Genomic DNA, 14,867 nt, shown 5'->3' on the forward strand with positions numbered 1-14,867 from the left:
CTCACGATGAAGACCGACTCGTACCCTGCCGACCGAAGGAAGCTGATCCGATTGGGCGTTGATCCTTGGCCGGCTGCACCCGAGCTTCCGGCACCAATCATCATGGACCAGCGGTGGCTGGATGCCGTCTTCCTGCACTGGCGCATTCCTGAGGCAGCGGCGGCGCGGTTCATGCCACCGGGCGTCGCGCCCGATGTGTTCGATGGCTCCGCCTGGGTGGGGCTAATCGGCTTCCGCATGCAGGGTGCCGGAGTTGGCCGCGGCCCCGGCATCCCCTATTTCGGAAGCTTCAACGAGATCAACGTGCGCCTCTACTCCCGCGAGCCGGACGGCACCCATGGTGTAGTTTTCCGCAGCCTGGATGCTTCACGCTTGGCGGTGGTGCTGGCTGCGCGGGCGGCCGGGATTCCCTATGTGTGGTCGCGGTCGAGCTACGTGGGCGCCGATGGGTTTGCGGGGTCGGCGTCGGTTGGGTATTCCGTCCGGCGTTTCCGGGGAGGCGCCCGGAGCGACTTCTCCGTCGTCCCGGACCCCGACGCCGCAGCCACCGACGCGCTGTCGATCCACCTCACGGCCCGGTTCGGTCTGCATTCACGGTTCAGGGGCAAGACCATCTATGTTCCCAACACGCACAGTCCATGGCCGCTGTACCGCGCGCAGTTGGACGGTCTTGAGGACCAACTCGTGCGCGCCGCGGGAATCGAAGTGACCGGTCAACCCGAATCCGTACTTTTCTCGCCCGGAGTTCACACGCAGTTTGGCCGGCCACGGGTCCTGCACAGCACGACGTGAACCTGCCTGATCGCCCGTCAAGCCGCGGGCAGGTGGCGCCGAGATCTCACAGTGATGACGCACGGTGCCCTCCTAAACACGGTGCCCTCCTAATATTGTCGGCGGTCGCAAATAGACTCGTTTCATGGAAGCCGTCAGGGATTTCATCAGGGATTTCAGCCCTTGCGGGGACGAGGCGCAGGGCACGGACCGGGGTGCGGCCCCGGTCCGGCAATCCGGTATGGACGCCGCCGTGGCCGCGCTGCGGGCGGTGAGTTCGACGGCAGTGGAGGATGCGGGCTCGTGGGGCTTCCGGGCCGCGGCGGACTTCGCCGGCAGCGTGGAGGAACTCTCCCGCACGGTGGAGTATCTGCAGCTCGTCGCGGCCGCCGCCGTGGACCGGACCAGGAAACAGTCCGCCGCCGCGGCCTCCGGGGGCGCGGCCTCCGGGGTTGCGGCGGGGGCGGTCACCGCGTGGACCACCGGCTGGCGCGAGAGCGACGGCGGATGGCAGACCGGCACGGCCGGAACCTCCTTGGCCGCGGGGCCTGACGGCGTGCCCTTGACTTCGGCCCCCTCCGGCACCTCCTTGCCTTCGGCTCCCTCCGGGACGTCGGTAGGGGCCGTGACCTGCGGCGTGTCTGGTGCTGCGCCCGCCGGAACCCCTGGAACGGCGGCGACTGCCGGCGTGTCCGGTACGGCGGTGCCGGAATCGGTGCTGGATGACGGGTACCGGAACACGGCGGAGTTCCTGCGGGCGCGGCTGCGGATCGGCGCCGCGGAGGCCAAGCGCCGGCTCTGCCTCGCCGACACCCTGCTGCCCCGGCAGGGACTCACCGGCCGGCCCATGCCGGCCGTGCACCCGGAGCTCGGAGCCGCCGTCGCGGCCGGCGAGGTCGCGTCCCGGGCCGCGACGGTCATCACGCTCGCCCTGGACCGGGTCCGGCACAGCTGCCTCCCCGAGGCCGCGGCGGCGATGGAGCACGCCCTGACCCGCACCGCGGCCGAGAACGACACCGACTTCCTCGCCCGCGTCAGCCGCAGCTGGGCCGAGGCGCTGGACCAGGACGGCGCCGAACCCTCCGAAGAACTGCTCCGCCAGCTCCAGGGCGCCTTCCTCCGCAAACCCCGGCACGGCCTGCAGCACCTGGAAATCTTCGCCACCGCGGACCAGTTCGAACACCTGATCACCGTGATGAACACCGCCACTAACCCCCGCACCGGCCCCGACGCCGGGAACAGCCCTGCCGGCGCGGCATCCGGTGGCGGCGCGAGTGCTGCCGGCGTTGGCACTCCCGGGGCCGTCCGGGCCGGCACCGGCCCGGCGGATGCGCCCTGCGCGGCTGATGAGCCCGCCGCGGCGGAAGAGGACCCCTCGCTGCCGGCCCTGGACCTCCGCTCCCGGCCGCAACGGCTGCTCGACGGGCTGGTCGGCGCCTGCAAGGCGGCACTGGCGAACGGAGGGCTGCCCGCCGCGGGCGGGCTCCGGCCCCAGGTCATGGCCACCATCGACTACCGCGACCTGCTCACCCGGCTCCAGGACTCCCGCGGCGCCACAGCAGGCGCCCCGCGCCGCGGACCCCGCTCCCCGCACAGCGCAGGGGCGCCGCAGCGGACCGGCTCACTGCTGTTCACCGGCCCCGTCACCGCCGGCACCATCCGCAAAATCGCCTGCGACGCCGACATCATCCCGGTCCTCCTCGGCGGGAAGGGCCAGGTCCTGGACATCGGCCGCGCCTCCCGGGTCTTCCCGCCGCACATCCGCAAGGCCATCACCGCCCGGGACCGCGGCTGCGCCTTCCCCGGCTGCACCATCCCCGCACCCTGGTGCGAGGCCCACCACATCACCTACTGGTCCCGCGGCGGAACCACCGGAACCGGGAACGGAACCCTGCTCTGCTCCCATCACCACCACGTGATCCACAAGGAACACTGGAACATCAAGGTGCGGACCGGCATCCCCTGGTTCATCCCGCCACCCCACCTCGACCCCGCCCGGACACCCCGCCGGAACACATACTTCCGCCCCGACCAGTAGCGCCCAGTTATGTGGGTGCTGGCTTTCGGCAATGACGGCCATGTGCGAGCCATTCGGCGGCGACTAGTTGGAGTGCTTGAGGATGCTGGAACCAGGCCCTGCCGCCCCGGTCCCCTGGGGCTTCAGAGCACGGCTTTAGAGGAACTCCGCCCGGCCTTCCATCGCCGAAGACGCCAAGGCGTGCTCACGCCGCGGGATCCTGCCGGCCATTTTTGCCAGCCTGCCGGCGATGACGGCATGTTTGAAGGCCTCGCCCATGAGCACGGGATTCTGCGCCCGGGTCACGGCCGTCGCCAGCAGCACGGCGTCGCAGCCGAGTTCCATCGCCAGGGCCGCGTCCGAGGCCGTGCCGATCCCGGCATCCAGCACCACTGGCACGGACGCGCGCGAGACGATCAACTCGATGTTGTGCGGGTTCAGGATGCCCAGTCCGGTACCGATCGGGGCGCCCAGCGGCATCACGGCCGCCGCGCCGAGGTTTTCGAGCCGGAGGGCAAGCACGGGGTCGTCGTTCGTGTAGGCAAAGACCTTGAAGCCCCGGGCCACAAGCTGTTCGGTTGCGTCCACGAGTTCGACGGCGTCCGGCAGCAACGTGTGCTCGTCGGCAATGACTTCGAGCTTGACCCAGTCCGTTTCCAAGGCCTCCCGGGCCAGCTCGGCGGTGAGGATCGCGTCCTTGGCGGTGAAGCAGCCTGCCGTGTTGGGCAGCACCCGGATCTGGCGGTCCTCGAGCAGCTGGAACAGCGATCCCGTCTCCGCCGGCGAATAGCGGCGCATCGCCACCGTAGTCAGCTCCGTCCCGGACGCCACAAGTGCAGCCCCGAGCCCGTCCAGGCTCGGCGCACCGCCGGTTCCCATAATGAGGCGGGAGCCGAGCCTCACGCCGTCGACCACGAACGGATCGGCCACCGGACCGGTCATGGGCACCGCCTGTGTTCCTGCGAACTTTGTCTCGTTCATGCTGGTCATCCTCCCTGGACTGCCGTGACAAGTTCGACGTCGTCGCCGTCGGCGAGCGCCGTGGCGTGCCACTGGCTGCGCGGTACCACTTCGGCATTGCGGGCCACGGCGACACCGAGCTTCCGCCCGTCGGCAGCGCGGCCGTCGGGGCCGATGCTCCGGCCCGTGAGCTGGCTGACGAGTGTGGAGACGGAGGCGCCGTCGGAGACGCTCTGCTCCGTTCCGTTGAGTCGGATGTTCATGCTGCTTCCTTCTTGGGGCTGTCCCCGGACGTATCCGGGATTCGGGAAAAACGATCGGGGCGGAACCCGGCCCAGCGCGGGTCCGGCGTGAAGTCCATGAGTTGCCGGCACACGGCCGCAGCGGCGGGGGTCAGCAGGACGCCGTGCCGGAAGAATCCTGTGGCGATGATGAGCCCCGGGACGTCCCCGCCGTCCGGTCGTGCCACCCGCCCCAACAGCGGGGCGTTGTCCGGTGTGCCGGGCCGGGCCCGCGCCGTGGCTTCCAGCAGCTCCAGCTCGGCGACCGCGGGCACCAGCTGCTGTGCATCCCGCAGCAGCTGGTAGATGCCGCCAGCCGAAACCGCGTGGGGGTCCGACGGTCCGTCCTCGCGCTGCGTGGCCCCGATCACCACGGTGCCGTCCTGGCGGGGGACGATGTACACCGGGACGCCGCGCACCATGCCCCGCACGGTGGCCGTGAGCAGCGGCTGCAGATGCGGGGGCACGCGAAGCCGGAGGATGTCGCCGTAGACGGGGCGCAGCGGCAGCGCCAGTCCTGCGGGCAGCTCCTCAAGGGCGGCGGCGCCGAGCCCGTTGGCGACCACGGTTTCCGCAGCCCGCACGGAACCGCCGCCGGCCAGCCGCGCACCCGCCACCTGTCCGTCCTGCCACAGCAGGCCTGCCGCGCGCTGGCGGACGATGCTGCCGCCTTCCGCACCGAGCACGCCGGCGAGCCGGGCGATCAGCAGGCGGGGGTCCACCTGGTGGTCGGCCGGGATGTCGAAGGCGCACGAGATGCCGGGACTCAGCAGGGGCTCCCGGGTGCGTGCCTCGCGCACCGTCAGTGGTTCCACGCTGAGGCCGCTGGCCTGCTGGACTTCCCGCAAGTCCGCGAGCGCGCGCCGGTCCGCCGCGTCGGCCCCCACCGCCAGGGTCGGCGTCGTTAGGTAGCCGGTACCTGCCCGGGATTCGCTGCCGGCGGCACCGGCGTCGATCGCCGCAGCGAATCCTGGCCACAACCGGGAGGCCTCAAGCATCAGTTCCAGGAGCTGTTCCTCCTGGTAGTGCAGCTCACTCACGGGGGCCAGCATGCCGGCCGCGGCCCAGCTGGCTCCGCTGCCGGGAGCATCATCGATCAGGACCACGGAACGGCCCGCGCGGATGGCCTCGAACGCTATGCCATGGCCGATCACCCCGCCGCCGATCACGGCCACATCGGCACTGAAATCCCCCGCCTCGACCGCGTCGGCGGTGAAGTCGTCGGCACTGGCATCCCCCGGGGCGATTCCCTCTGCGGTACCGGGCCCTGTGTCACAAACCCGGGCGGCGGCGTCATTTGCGGCTTCGGCTGCGCGGCCTGCTCGTGTGCCCATGAAAAATTCCTTCCCTACGCCGGTACTAGCCGGATCAGGTCAAGCGGTCGGCTCTGACGCCCTCTCAGCCGGGCAGCGGCGACTTCGAGGACTTCGTCGACGCCGCCTTCGCCGGCGGTGTGGACATCATCCAGTTGCGCGACAAGTCGCTCGAGGCCTCCGAGGAACTGGAACTGCTGGAGGTCCTGCACACCGCAGCGCTACGGCACGGGCGGCTGTGGGCCGTCAACGACCGGGCGGACATCGCCTCCCTGTCCGGCGCTCCGGTGTTCCACGTCGGCCAGAAGGACATTTCGCTCGACGCCGCCCGCGGCTTCCTGGGCAAGGATGCCGTGATCGGCCTGTCCACCCACAGCCCGAAGCAGGTGGACGCCGCCATTGCTGCCGCGCCCGGCCGCAAAGGGCTCGATTATTTCTGCGTTGGCCCCGTGTGGGCGACGCCCACCAAGCCCGGGCGCGCCGCCGTCGGCCTCGACCTGGTGCGCTACGCCGCCCAGGCGGTCGGCGGGGCGGACGCGGAGGGAACCGGCAAAGTCAACGAAAGCCTGCTGCCGTGGTTCGCGATCGGCGGGATCGACCTCAGCAACGTTGAGCAGGTAGTCGACGCCGGTGCCCGGCGGATCGTCGTGGTCCGGGCGATCACCGACGCCACTGATCCCGCCCACGCCGCCGCAGCCCTGCTCGCGGCGCTGGACGCCGCAGCATCCTAAGCAGGTCCCCAGCCTGTAATGCCGGCCGGCATGGAAACTAACCGGTCAGACCCAGCTCCGTCATCCGGCGTGCGTGGTTCGCTGCGAGCTCGGCCGCCAGGCCGTTGACCAGCGCCCGGGCGCCGGCGTCGTCCAGCCCCGATAGCCCGCCGAGGAACGCATGCTCAGCGCTGACGCGCTGGGCATGGTTCAGGACCTCCCCCAGCAGGCGCCTGGCCCACAACGCCAGGCGCGACGCCAGCCGGGGGTCATCGGCCAGGGCCGCTTTGAGGCGCTCCTGCAGCACGGCTGTGGACTCCCCGGTGGAGCGGACCTGCCCGATCAGCTTCCGGGTCGCGGTGTCGACGTACCGGCCGACGACGCCGTAAAAGTCCGCGGCGACCGTGTCGATCACGTAGGCCTTCATGAGGGCTTCGTACCAGTCCGACGGGCGCGTGCGTTCGTGGAAGTGGTCCACCGAAGGCTGGAACGGGAGCATGGCGGCTTCCGAATCCAGGCCCATGTGCTCGAGCCGTGCCCGGACGAGTTCGAAATGCTGGAACTCGACCACCGCCATCCTGCCCAGCACCGCACGGTCATGCAGTGTGGGCGAATACCGGGCACTCGAGGACAGCCGTTCGAAGGCGGAAAGCTCGCCGTACGCCAAGACTCCCAGCAGGTCGGCAATGAAGCTGTTGTAGAGGGCCGGATCGTCCGCATTTGCGCTCATCATCCAAGACTAATAGCGGAAATCGGGCTACCCTGATTTTCGTGTCCCATCATCGCCTGACCCCCAGTGTCCACGAGCAGCAGAACCAGCTTGCCGGGGCCCTCAAGGCGTTGCGCACCACGCTGGAACTGCCCGGCCCGTTCCCCGAAGATGTGCTGCGCGACGCGGAGGCGGCGGTGGCCGAGCACAAGCTCCCGGACCTTGACCTCACGCATGTCGAGTTCGTGACCATCGATCCGGCGTCGTCCACCGACCTGGACCAGGCCCTGTTTATCGAACGGAGCGACGGCGGCTACAAGGTCTTCTATGCCATCGCCGACGTCCCCTCTTTTGTCGCCCCGGGCGGGGCGCTCGACGCCGAGACCCGGCGCCGCGGCCAGACCTTCTACACCCCGGACGGCCGGATTCCGCTGCATCCGGAGATCATCAGCGAGGCCGCCGGCAGCCTGCTCGCCGGGCAGCTGTGCGCTGCTTTCGTCTGGGAGTTCGAGCTCGACGCCGCGGCAGAGGTCGCCTCGGTCCTCGTGCGCCGGGCACAGGTCCGCAGCCGCGCGAAGCTCAACTACAAAGGCGTGCAGGCCGAGCTCGACGCCGGCACCGCGGCGCCCGTGCTGCAGCTGCTGAAAGAAGTAGGCATCAAACGGGTGGAACTGGAACGCCTGCGCGGCGGCGCGAGCCTGAACATGCCGGAACAGGAGATCCAGCAGCTACCCGACGGCGGCTACCGGATCGTGGCGGCCCCGCCGCTGCCGGTGGAGGACTGGAACGCCCAGATTTCACTCATGACCGGGATGGCCGCCGCAACGCTCATGCTCCAGGGCAAGGTCGGAATCCTGCGCACCATGCCCGCCCCGGACGAGGCGTCACTGCGCCACTTCCACCGGCAGACCCACGCCCTCGGCAAGCCCTGGGACGGGGAAATGCGCTACGGCGAATACCTGCGGACCCTTGACCCGACGGACCCCCGGCAGCTGGCCATTGTGCATTCGGCCGGGATGCTCTTCCGCGGCGCCGGGTACACGCCCTTCGACGGCACGGTGCCCGACGCCGCCGTCCAGTCCGCCATCGGCGCCGCCTACGCCCATTCCACGGCACCGTTGCGGCGGCTGGTCGACCGCTTCGTGCTGGTGATCTGCGAGGCCCTGAGCAACGGCACCGAAGTTCCTGCCTGGGCCCGGGAAGCACTGCCGTCCCTCCCGGCCATCATGGGCACTTCGGACCAGCTGGCCGCGAAACTGGAGCGGCTGTCGCTGGACACCGTGGAGGCGGCGCTGCTCGTCAACCACATCGGCCAGGAATTCGACGCCGTCGTCATCTCCGGTCCCAAGCCGGCAAAGAGCATCAACGGCACCAGCAACGGGAATGGCGGGAAGACCAACGGCAACGGAAACGGCCCGTCCGGGATCGTCCAGATCGCCGAGCCCGCCGTGACCGCACGTTGCCCCGGCGAACTGGAACCGGGCACCAAAGTCCGGGTCCGGGTGGTGTCCTCGGACATCGCCACGCGGGAAATCCAGTTGGAGCTCGTGGGCTGACGGCCCCCTCCAGGTCAGTTGCAGGTCCGTTGACGGCCCGCAGCCGGCACGCTGGCGGCGGCCTCCAGAGGCGCGATCGCCCGCCCAGTCGAGGATCCGCGCCTTGTACAGCTAGACTGAAGAGGTAGAAATGGATGCCCGGTCGTTGATTTCCATGATTTTCGAATTCAACAAGCCCGCCCCTACGCGATCTTGAGATACACCCGCTGGTCCCCAGTGCCAGCATTTAGATAGCCCGCGATCGGCTTCCACTGGAATTGCTTGCGCGCCTGAGCGTGCTCCGGAACGGCCACCATGGCCGGCCCCGTTGAGCAAGCAGCGCAGCCCAAAATGAATAAGGAAACTCCCCTGTGAGTGAATTGCACACGCACCAGCTTCTGACCGATGAGTCCGGCACGGAGACCATCGAGCCCGAAGAGACCATCATCTCGGACGAAAAGCCGCACGAGATTGCCGAGAAGACCTTCGCCGACTTCAGTGTCCGCGCGGACATCGTGGAGTCCCTGGCCGACGCCGGCATCACCCACCCCTTCCCGATCCAGGCCATGACGCTGCCGGTCGCACTGGCAGGGCACGACATCATCGGCCAGGCCAAGACCGGTACGGGCAAAACCCTCGGCTTCGGCATCCCGGCGCTGCAGCGCGTCGTCGGCCGTGACGATGCCGGCTTCGACAAGCTGGCCGTTCCCGGCGCCCCGCAGGCCCTGGTGATCGTGCCGACCCGCGAACTCGCCGTCCAGGTAGCCAAGGACCTCGAAAACGCCGCCAAGAAGCGCAACGCCCGCATTGCCACCATTTACGGTGGCCGCGCTTACGAGCCGCAGGTCGAGGCGCTGCAGAACGGCGTCGAAGTTGTCGTCGGCACCCCCGGCCGCCTGATCGACCTCTACAAGCAGAAGCACCTGAGCCTGAAGAACGTCAAGATCGTCATCCTCGACGAAGCCGACGAGATGCTGGACCTCGGGTTCCTGCCGGACGTGGAAACCCTGATCGCCGGCACGCCCGCGGTCCGCCAGACGCTCCTGTTCTCCGCCACCATGCCCGGTCCGGTCATCGCCATGGCCCGCCGCTACATGACCCAGCCGACCCACATCCGCGCCGCGGATCCGGACGACGAAGGCCTGACCAAGCGCGACATCCGCCAGCTGATCTACCGTGCCCACAGCATGGACAAGGTGGAGGTCGTGGCCCGCATCCTGCAGGCCCGCGGCCGCGGCCGCACCATCATCTTCACCAAGACCAAGCGCACCGCCGCGAAGGTGGCCGAGGAGTTGGTGGACCGCGGCTTCGCCGCGGCCGCCATCCACGGCGACCTCGGCCAGGGCGCCCGCGAACAGGCTCTGCGCGCCTTCCGCAACAACAAGGTGGACGTCCTCGTGGCTACCGACGTCGCCGCCCGCGGCATCGACGTCGACGACGTCACCCACGTGATCAACTACCAGTGCGTCGAAGACGAGAAGATCTACCTGCACCGCGTGGGCCGCACCGGCCGTGCCGGCAACAAGGGCACCGCCGTGACCTTTGTTGACTGGGACGACATGCCGCGCTGGGGGCTCATCAACAAGGCCCTCGGCCTGAGCTACCCCGAGCCCGTGGAGACCTACTCGTCCTCGCCCCACCTGTTCGAGGAACTCGACATCCCCGCTGGCACCAAGGGCCGGTTGCCCCGCGACAAGCGTGTGCTGGCCGGCGTCGACGCGGAGGTCCTCGAGGACCTCGGCGAGACGGGCAAGAAGAACACCCGCAGCAGCGGAAGAGACGGCGCAAAGAACAGCGGCCGGGAAGCCAGCCGCACCGGCGGCCGTGACGGCGCACGTGAAGGCAGCCGCACCGGCGGCCGTGACTCGCGCCGCAGCGGCGCCGAAGCCGGCGGACGCTCCGGCGACCGCCGTCGCCGTCCTGCTGCCGAGGCCGAGGCCGCCACGGCGTCGACCGCCAACGGACAGGGGCCGGAAGCTGCTTCCGCCGCGCCGGCGAAGGCCCCCACCGAGGTGGACCGGGCGACCCGTGCCCGGCGCCGGACCCGCACCCGCCGGCGCAACGGCGAGGTAGTGGCCGGCGGCGACGCACAGCCGAGCGGCGCCGAGGCCTAATCCCCTCCATGACTGACACCGTCTGGGCGCCGGACGGCAGCAACCTGGTGGTTCACGCGGACAACGCGGAATACCTCCCCACGCTGCCGGACGGCGCCTTCACACTGATTTACGTGGACCCGCCCTTCAATACCGGCCGGGTCCAGCGGCGCCAGGAAACCAGGATGGTGCTCAACGCCGGCGGCGAGGGTGACCGTGTCGGCTTCAAGGGCCGGTCCTACGACACGATCAAGGGCGCGCTGCACAAGTACGATGACGCGTTCAGCGACTACTGGTCCTTCCTCGAGCCCCGGCTCGTGGAGGCCTGGCGGCTCCTGGCCGACGACGGCACCTTGTACCTGCACCTGGACTACCGCGAGGTGCACTACGCGAAGGTCATGCTGGACGCGATCTTTGGCCGTGAATGCTTCCTGAACGAGATCATCTGGGCGTACGACTACGGTGCACGGGCCAAGTACCGCTGGCCCACCAAACACGACAACATCCTGGTCTACGTCAAGAACCCGGCCAAGTACCATTTCGACTCCGCCGAGGTGGACCGTGAGCCCTACATGGCGCCCGGACTTGTCACACCCGCCAAGCGCGAGCTCGGCAAGCTGCCCACCGACGTGTGGTGGCACACGATCGTTTCGCCGACCGGCAAGGAGAAGACCGGCTACCCGACGCAGAAGCCGGAGGGGCTTATCCGCCGCGTGGTTGCCGCCTCGAGCCGGCCGGGCGACTGGTGCCTGGACTTCTTCGCAGGTTCCGGCACGCTCGGATCCGTGGCCGCGAAACTCGACCGCAGGTTCGTGTGCGTGGACCAGAACCAGCCGGCCATCGACGTCATGGCCAAGCGGCTCGCCGCGAAGGCGCAGTTCACGTCTTTCCCGACCGTCTGATCCGCCACCCTCAGCGCACCACCGATGAGCCCGTGCCCAGTTCCTCGATCCGGGCAAAGACTTCTGCGGATGTCAGGTTCTCCCCCAGCAGGTTCGGCTTTCCTGCGCCGTGGTAATCGGAGGACCCCGTAACCAGCAGGCCATAACGTTCGGCGATGCGGCGCAGGAACGTCCGGCCCTCCTCGGGATTGTCCCGGTGGTAGATTTCCAGGCCTGCCAGGCCGGCGTCGACCATCTCCCGGTAGGTCCCCTCCCCCACGATCCGGCCGCGGGCGGACGCGACCGGGTGGGCAAACACCGGAACGCCGCCTGCTGCACGGACCAGTTCGACGGCGAGCGCCGGCTCCGGCGCATAGTGCTGGACCCAGTAGCGCGAACGTGCCGTGAGGATGGAACCAAAGGCCTCGGCCCGGTCTTCCACCACACCGGCCGCGACGAGCGCGTCGGCGATGTGCGGGCGGCCCAGGGTGGCGCCCGGCGCGACGTGGTGAATCACGTCGTCCCATGTCAGCGGGTAGTCCTCGGACAAAAGGGTGACCATCTTCTGCGCCCTCGTGTGCCGGGCATCCTTGGACTTGGTGATTTCCTCCAGCAGCCCGGGATGTGCGGGATCGTGGAGGTAGCTGAGCAGGTGGACGCTGATGCCTTCCGCGGTGCGGCACGAGATCTCCATGCCCGGGACCAGGGCGACCCTGGCTTTCCGGGCAGCGACGGCGGCCTCCGCCCACCCGGCGGTGGAATCGTGATCGGTCAGGGCGATGACGTCGAGGCCCGCAGCGGCGGCGGACTCCATGACGTCAGCCGGTGCCTGGGTGCCGTCGGAAACGTTGGAGTGCGCATGCAGGTCGATCCTCACCTCACCAGCCTAGTAGATGGCAGGATCCAAAGCCCCGGCTCCGTTATGCCGGGGCCTGCAGCCCGCCCTGTGGCGCGAGCGCGCCGTTGGCCTAAGCCGCGGCGCTGGTGAGACTATGGGACGGTGAACGATGCAGATAACACCCTAGTCTCCGCTTCCCAGCCCCTCGAAGAGCGCGTCAACAACCGCTCGCAGCGGCCCAGTTCCGACGCCTTCAAGGCCTTCATGGCCAGCAACTGGGCGCCGGCCACGCAACAGCTCCCCGAGCGGGACGCCGTCGCGGGCCACGCCGCAGCCCGGCGCCGCACCATTTCAGGCCAGTTCAAAGGTGAACGCCTGGTCATCCCCGCCGGCCCGCTGAAGGTCCGCTCGAACGACTGCGACTACCGCTTCCGGCCGCACTCTGCCTTCGCGCACCTCACCGGCCTCGGCCTGGACCACGAACCCGATGCGGTCCTGATCCTGGAACCGGTGGCGGAGGGCACCGGCGACGACGGCGGAAACCACCACGCCACGCTGTACTTCCGCCCGTTGGCCGGCCGCGACACCGAGCAGTTCTACGCCGACTCCCGCTCCGGGGAGTTCTGGATCGGTGCACGCCCGACCCTGGCCGAGTTCAAGGCCAAGCTCGGACTGGACACGGCGGACATCGCCGAACTCGAACTCGCCATCACCAAGAACGTCGGCGCGCCCGAGATCGGCGGCATCTCCATCAGGCTGGTCCGCAAGGTTGACGAGAACATTGACGCCCTCGTCGACACCGCCCGCTACAACACTGCCAAGGACCCCGACAACCTCGACCTGAGCGTGCTCGACGCCCTTGACGAGAAACTCACCGAGGCCCTCTCGGAACTGCGCCTGCTCAAGGACGAGTGGGAAATCGAACAGATGAAGATCGCCGTCGCCGCCACCGTGGCCGGCTTCACTGAGGTGGTCAAGGCGATCCCGCGGGCGCTCACCCACCACCGCGGCGAGCGCGTCGTGGAGGGTGCGTTCTTCGCCCGGGCCCGCGAGGAAGGCAACGAGCTCGGCTACGACACCATCGCCGCCTCCGGCAACAACGCCACCGTGCTGCACTGGACCCGGAACACCGGCAAGATCAACGCCGGCGAACTGCTGCTCCTGGACGCCGGCGTTGAGGCCGACTCGCTCTACACCGCGGACATCACCCGCACCCTGCCGGCCAACGGCAAGTTCTCCGAGGTCCAGCGCAAGGTCTACGAGGCAGTGCTCGACGCCGCCGACGCCGGCTATGCCGCTGCCCAGCCGGGCACGAAGTTCCGGGACATCCACACCGCGGCCACCACGGTGCTGGCCGAGCGGCTCGCCGAATGGGGCCTCCTGCCGGTCTCCGTCGAGGAAGCCGTCAGCACCGAGGGCCAGCAGCACCGCCGGTGGATGCCGCACGGCACCAGCCACCACCTCGGCCTCGACGTCCACGACTGCGCCCAGGCGAAGCGGGAACTCTACCTCGACGGCGTGCTCACGCCCGGCATGGTGTTCACGATCGAACCCGGCCTGTACTTCAAGAACGAGGACATCGGCATCCCCGAGGAATACCGCGGCATCGGTGTCCGGATCGAGGACGACATCCTCATGACGGCCGACGGCCCGGTTAACCTCAGCGCTGCACTGCCGCGCAGGGCCGACGACGTCGAGTCCTGGATGGCCGGGATCTACCTGGAAGCCGACGGCCAGACGCCGTAGGTCAATCAGACAGTAAATAGCAGTAAATAGCAGTAAATAGCAGCAAAAAGGGAGGGTTCCGGTGCCGGAACCCTCCCTTTTTGCTGCTGTTGTGCTGCTGTCTTGCTGCCTGGAATCAGCGCTGCTGGCCGTCCTGGCCTGCCGCGGGCTTCTCGCTGTCCGTGACCCTGACCCCGTACTGCGGGCGGCCGTCCGGGAGGTCCGGATAGCTCACCCCAGAAACCCGGCCGGCCGGGCGGGCCGTCTCCTCCGCCGCGGCGGGTGCCGTCGAAGCGGGGCCTGCGGCGCCCTCCTGCTGGGGCGCACCGCCCTGGTACTGTCCGGCCGCGTCTCCGCCGGTCTCCGGCGTTCTCTGGCCGTAGGGGTCGTTCCAGCCCGCGGGGCGCTGCGGCGCATGGCTCTGCGGTCCCGGCTGCGGCGGGCCGGGCTGCGGCGGCGCCTGATGGCGGTAATCGTGCTGCGCGTAACCGCCGGCAGCGGCACCGGACGCGTCATGCGCCGTCATAGGCAGCTGGTGAAGCAGGCGCCGCGCTTCGCCGGAGGCCTCGAAGGAGACCACGACGTCGTAATTGGTCGCAACCACCTGGCTGGTTGAGGTGAAGTCACGCTTGCCGCGCTGCATGGCGTAAGTGACGATGCCAAACAGCATGAAGAACGCGGCACCCATCAGCACTGACGTCACAATCGAGAAATAACCGGGGGTCGTGGAGAAGAAGGACAGCATGACGCCGACGAACAGGCCGAACCACATGCCGCTGAGGGCGCCGGAGAGGGCGACGCGGGGGTAGGTCAGCCGGCCGGTCACCCGTTCGACCATCTTCAGGTCATTGCCCACGATCGACACCATCTGCACGGGGAACTGCTGGTCAGCCAGGTAGTCCACCGCCTTCTGGGCATCCAGGTAGGAGTTGTAGGAACCGACAACGTCGCCTCTCGGGACGGTGCGGGCCTCGTCCGAGCCGTTGGGGGCACCGGCCCTGGGCGCACCAAAAATGTTTGACATATGCCCATTC

The 14,867-nt window shown here is 68.9% G+C and carries 13 protein-coding genes; 7 read left to right on the top strand and 6 right to left on the bottom strand.

Annotated features, from left to right (window positions below; all coding sequences use genetic code 11):
- Positions 1–102 precede the first annotated feature (102 nt).
- A complete protein-coding gene (locus tag C560_RS0112975) occupies positions 103–792 on the top strand; it encodes a YqjF family protein (protein ID WP_051533162.1) in 690 nt (229 codons plus the stop codon).
- Between the two features lie 124 nt (positions 793–916).
- Positions 917–2,809, top strand: a complete 1,893-nt coding sequence (locus tag C560_RS21805; RefSeq protein ID WP_051533154.1) for an HNH endonuclease — start codon at positions 917–919, stop codon at positions 2,807–2,809.
- A gap of 135 nt (positions 2,810–2,944) precedes the next feature.
- Here the strand turns inward: C560_RS21805 and C560_RS0112985 are convergent, their stop codons facing one another.
- The 3 genes from C560_RS0112985 to thiO are packed head-to-tail and all read right to left on the bottom strand — an operon-like array spanning position 2,945 to position 5,363.
- On the bottom strand, positions 2,945–3,769 hold the full coding sequence (locus tag C560_RS0112985) for a thiazole synthase (protein WP_442853161.1): 825 nt from the start codon (positions 3,767–3,769) through the stop codon (positions 2,945–2,947).
- Positions 3,770–3,774: 5 nt separating this feature from the next.
- Positions 3,775–4,011: a sulfur carrier protein ThiS gene (gene thiS, locus C560_RS0112990; RefSeq protein WP_026538542.1), complete on the bottom strand. Its 237-nt coding sequence runs from the start codon at positions 4,009–4,011 to the stop codon at positions 3,775–3,777.
- Complete coding sequence (thiO, locus tag C560_RS21810) at positions 4,008–5,363, bottom strand: glycine oxidase ThiO (RefSeq protein WP_231494341.1); 1,356 nt, start codon at positions 5,361–5,363, stop codon at positions 4,008–4,010. The genes thiS and thiO overlap by 4 nt, the downstream gene beginning before the upstream one ends.
- 53 nt (positions 5,364–5,416) lie before the next feature.
- On the opposite strand from thiO, the gene thiE reads away from it, so the two are divergent.
- Positions 5,417–6,073 (top strand): thiamine phosphate synthase, encoded by a 657-nt coding sequence (gene thiE / locus C560_RS21815; RefSeq protein WP_051533155.1) that lies wholly within the window; start codon positions 5,417–5,419, stop codon positions 6,071–6,073.
- 37 nt (positions 6,074–6,110) lie between these two features.
- Here thiE and C560_RS0113005 read toward each other — a convergent pair whose 3' ends face one another.
- Positions 6,111–6,785 carry a ferritin-like fold-containing protein gene (locus C560_RS0113005; protein WP_026538543.1) on the bottom strand — a complete coding sequence of 225 codons (675 nt, stop codon included), beginning with the start codon at positions 6,783–6,785 and terminating at the stop codon, positions 6,111–6,113.
- 38 nt (positions 6,786–6,823) lie between these two features.
- Here C560_RS0113005 and C560_RS0113010 point away from each other — a divergent pair, with 38 nt between their 5' ends.
- The 3 genes from C560_RS0113010 to C560_RS0113020 all read left to right on the top strand — a co-directional run bounded on the left by C560_RS0113010 (position 6,824) and on the right by C560_RS0113020 (position 11,291).
- Positions 6,824–8,317 carry an RNB domain-containing ribonuclease gene (locus C560_RS0113010; protein ID WP_026538544.1) on the top strand — a complete coding sequence of 498 codons (1,494 nt, stop codon included), beginning with the start codon at positions 6,824–6,826 and terminating at the stop codon, positions 8,315–8,317.
- Between the two features lie 350 nt (positions 8,318–8,667).
- Positions 8,668–10,410 carry a DEAD/DEAH box helicase gene (locus C560_RS0113015; protein ID WP_026538545.1) on the top strand — a complete coding sequence of 581 codons (1,743 nt, stop codon included), beginning with the start codon at positions 8,668–8,670 and terminating at the stop codon, positions 10,408–10,410.
- An 8-nt stretch (positions 10,411–10,418) separates the two neighbouring features.
- Positions 10,419–11,291: a DNA-methyltransferase gene (locus C560_RS0113020; protein ID WP_018773830.1), complete on the top strand. Its 873-nt coding sequence runs from the start codon at positions 10,419–10,421 to the stop codon at positions 11,289–11,291.
- A gap of 10 nt (positions 11,292–11,301) precedes the next feature.
- Here C560_RS0113020 and C560_RS0113025 read toward each other — a convergent pair whose 3' ends face one another.
- Positions 11,302–12,147, bottom strand: a complete 846-nt coding sequence (locus C560_RS0113025) for a PHP domain-containing protein (RefSeq protein WP_026538546.1) — start codon at positions 12,145–12,147, stop codon at positions 11,302–11,304.
- A 123-nt stretch (positions 12,148–12,270) separates the two neighbouring features.
- Between C560_RS0113025 and C560_RS0113030 the strand changes: the two genes are divergently transcribed.
- Complete coding sequence (locus tag C560_RS0113030) at positions 12,271–13,854, top strand: aminopeptidase P family protein (protein ID WP_026538547.1); 1,584 nt, start codon at positions 12,271–12,273, stop codon at positions 13,852–13,854.
- A gap of 115 nt (positions 13,855–13,969) precedes the next feature.
- Here C560_RS0113030 and C560_RS0113035 read toward each other — a convergent pair whose 3' ends face one another.
- The gene (locus C560_RS0113035; protein ID WP_026538548.1) at positions 13,970–14,857 is read right to left on the bottom strand and encodes a general stress protein; all 888 of its coding nucleotides are present in this window, start codon (positions 14,855–14,857) and stop codon (positions 13,970–13,972) included.
- Positions 14,858–14,867: the final 10 nt, after the last annotated feature.

It is taken from the genome of Arthrobacter sp. 9MFCol3.1 (assembly GCF_000620385.1).
Classification (GTDB): Bacteria; Actinomycetota; Actinomycetes; order Actinomycetales; family Micrococcaceae; genus Arthrobacter.

Excerpts from the sequence above, each read along its gene's own strand:
- C560_RS0112975 (WP_051533162.1), top strand. The coding sequence starts at position 103 with ATGGACCAGCGGTGGCTGGATGCCGTCTTCCTGCACTGGCGCATTCCT.
- C560_RS21805 (WP_051533154.1), top strand. The coding sequence starts at position 917 with ATGGAAGCCGTCAGGGATTTCATCAGGGATTTCAGCCCTTGCGGGGAC.
- C560_RS0112985 (WP_442853161.1), bottom strand. The coding sequence starts at position 3,769 with ATGAACGAGACAAAGTTCGCAGGAACACAGGCGGTGCCCATGACCGGT.
- thiS (WP_026538542.1), bottom strand. The coding sequence starts at position 4,011 with ATGAACATCCGACTCAACGGAACGGAGCAGAGCGTCTCCGACGGCGCC.
- thiO (WP_231494341.1), bottom strand. The coding sequence starts at position 5,363 with ATGGGCACACGAGCAGGCCGCGCAGCCGAAGCCGCAAATGACGCCGCC.
- C560_RS0113005 (WP_026538543.1), bottom strand. The coding sequence starts at position 6,785 with ATGATGAGCGCAAATGCGGACGATCCGGCCCTCTACAACAGCTTCATT.
- C560_RS0113020 (WP_018773830.1), top strand. The coding sequence starts at position 10,419 with ATGACTGACACCGTCTGGGCGCCGGACGGCAGCAACCTGGTGGTTCAC.
- C560_RS0113035 (WP_026538548.1), bottom strand. The coding sequence starts at position 14,857 with ATGTCAAACATTTTTGGTGCGCCCAGGGCCGGTGCCCCCAACGGCTCG.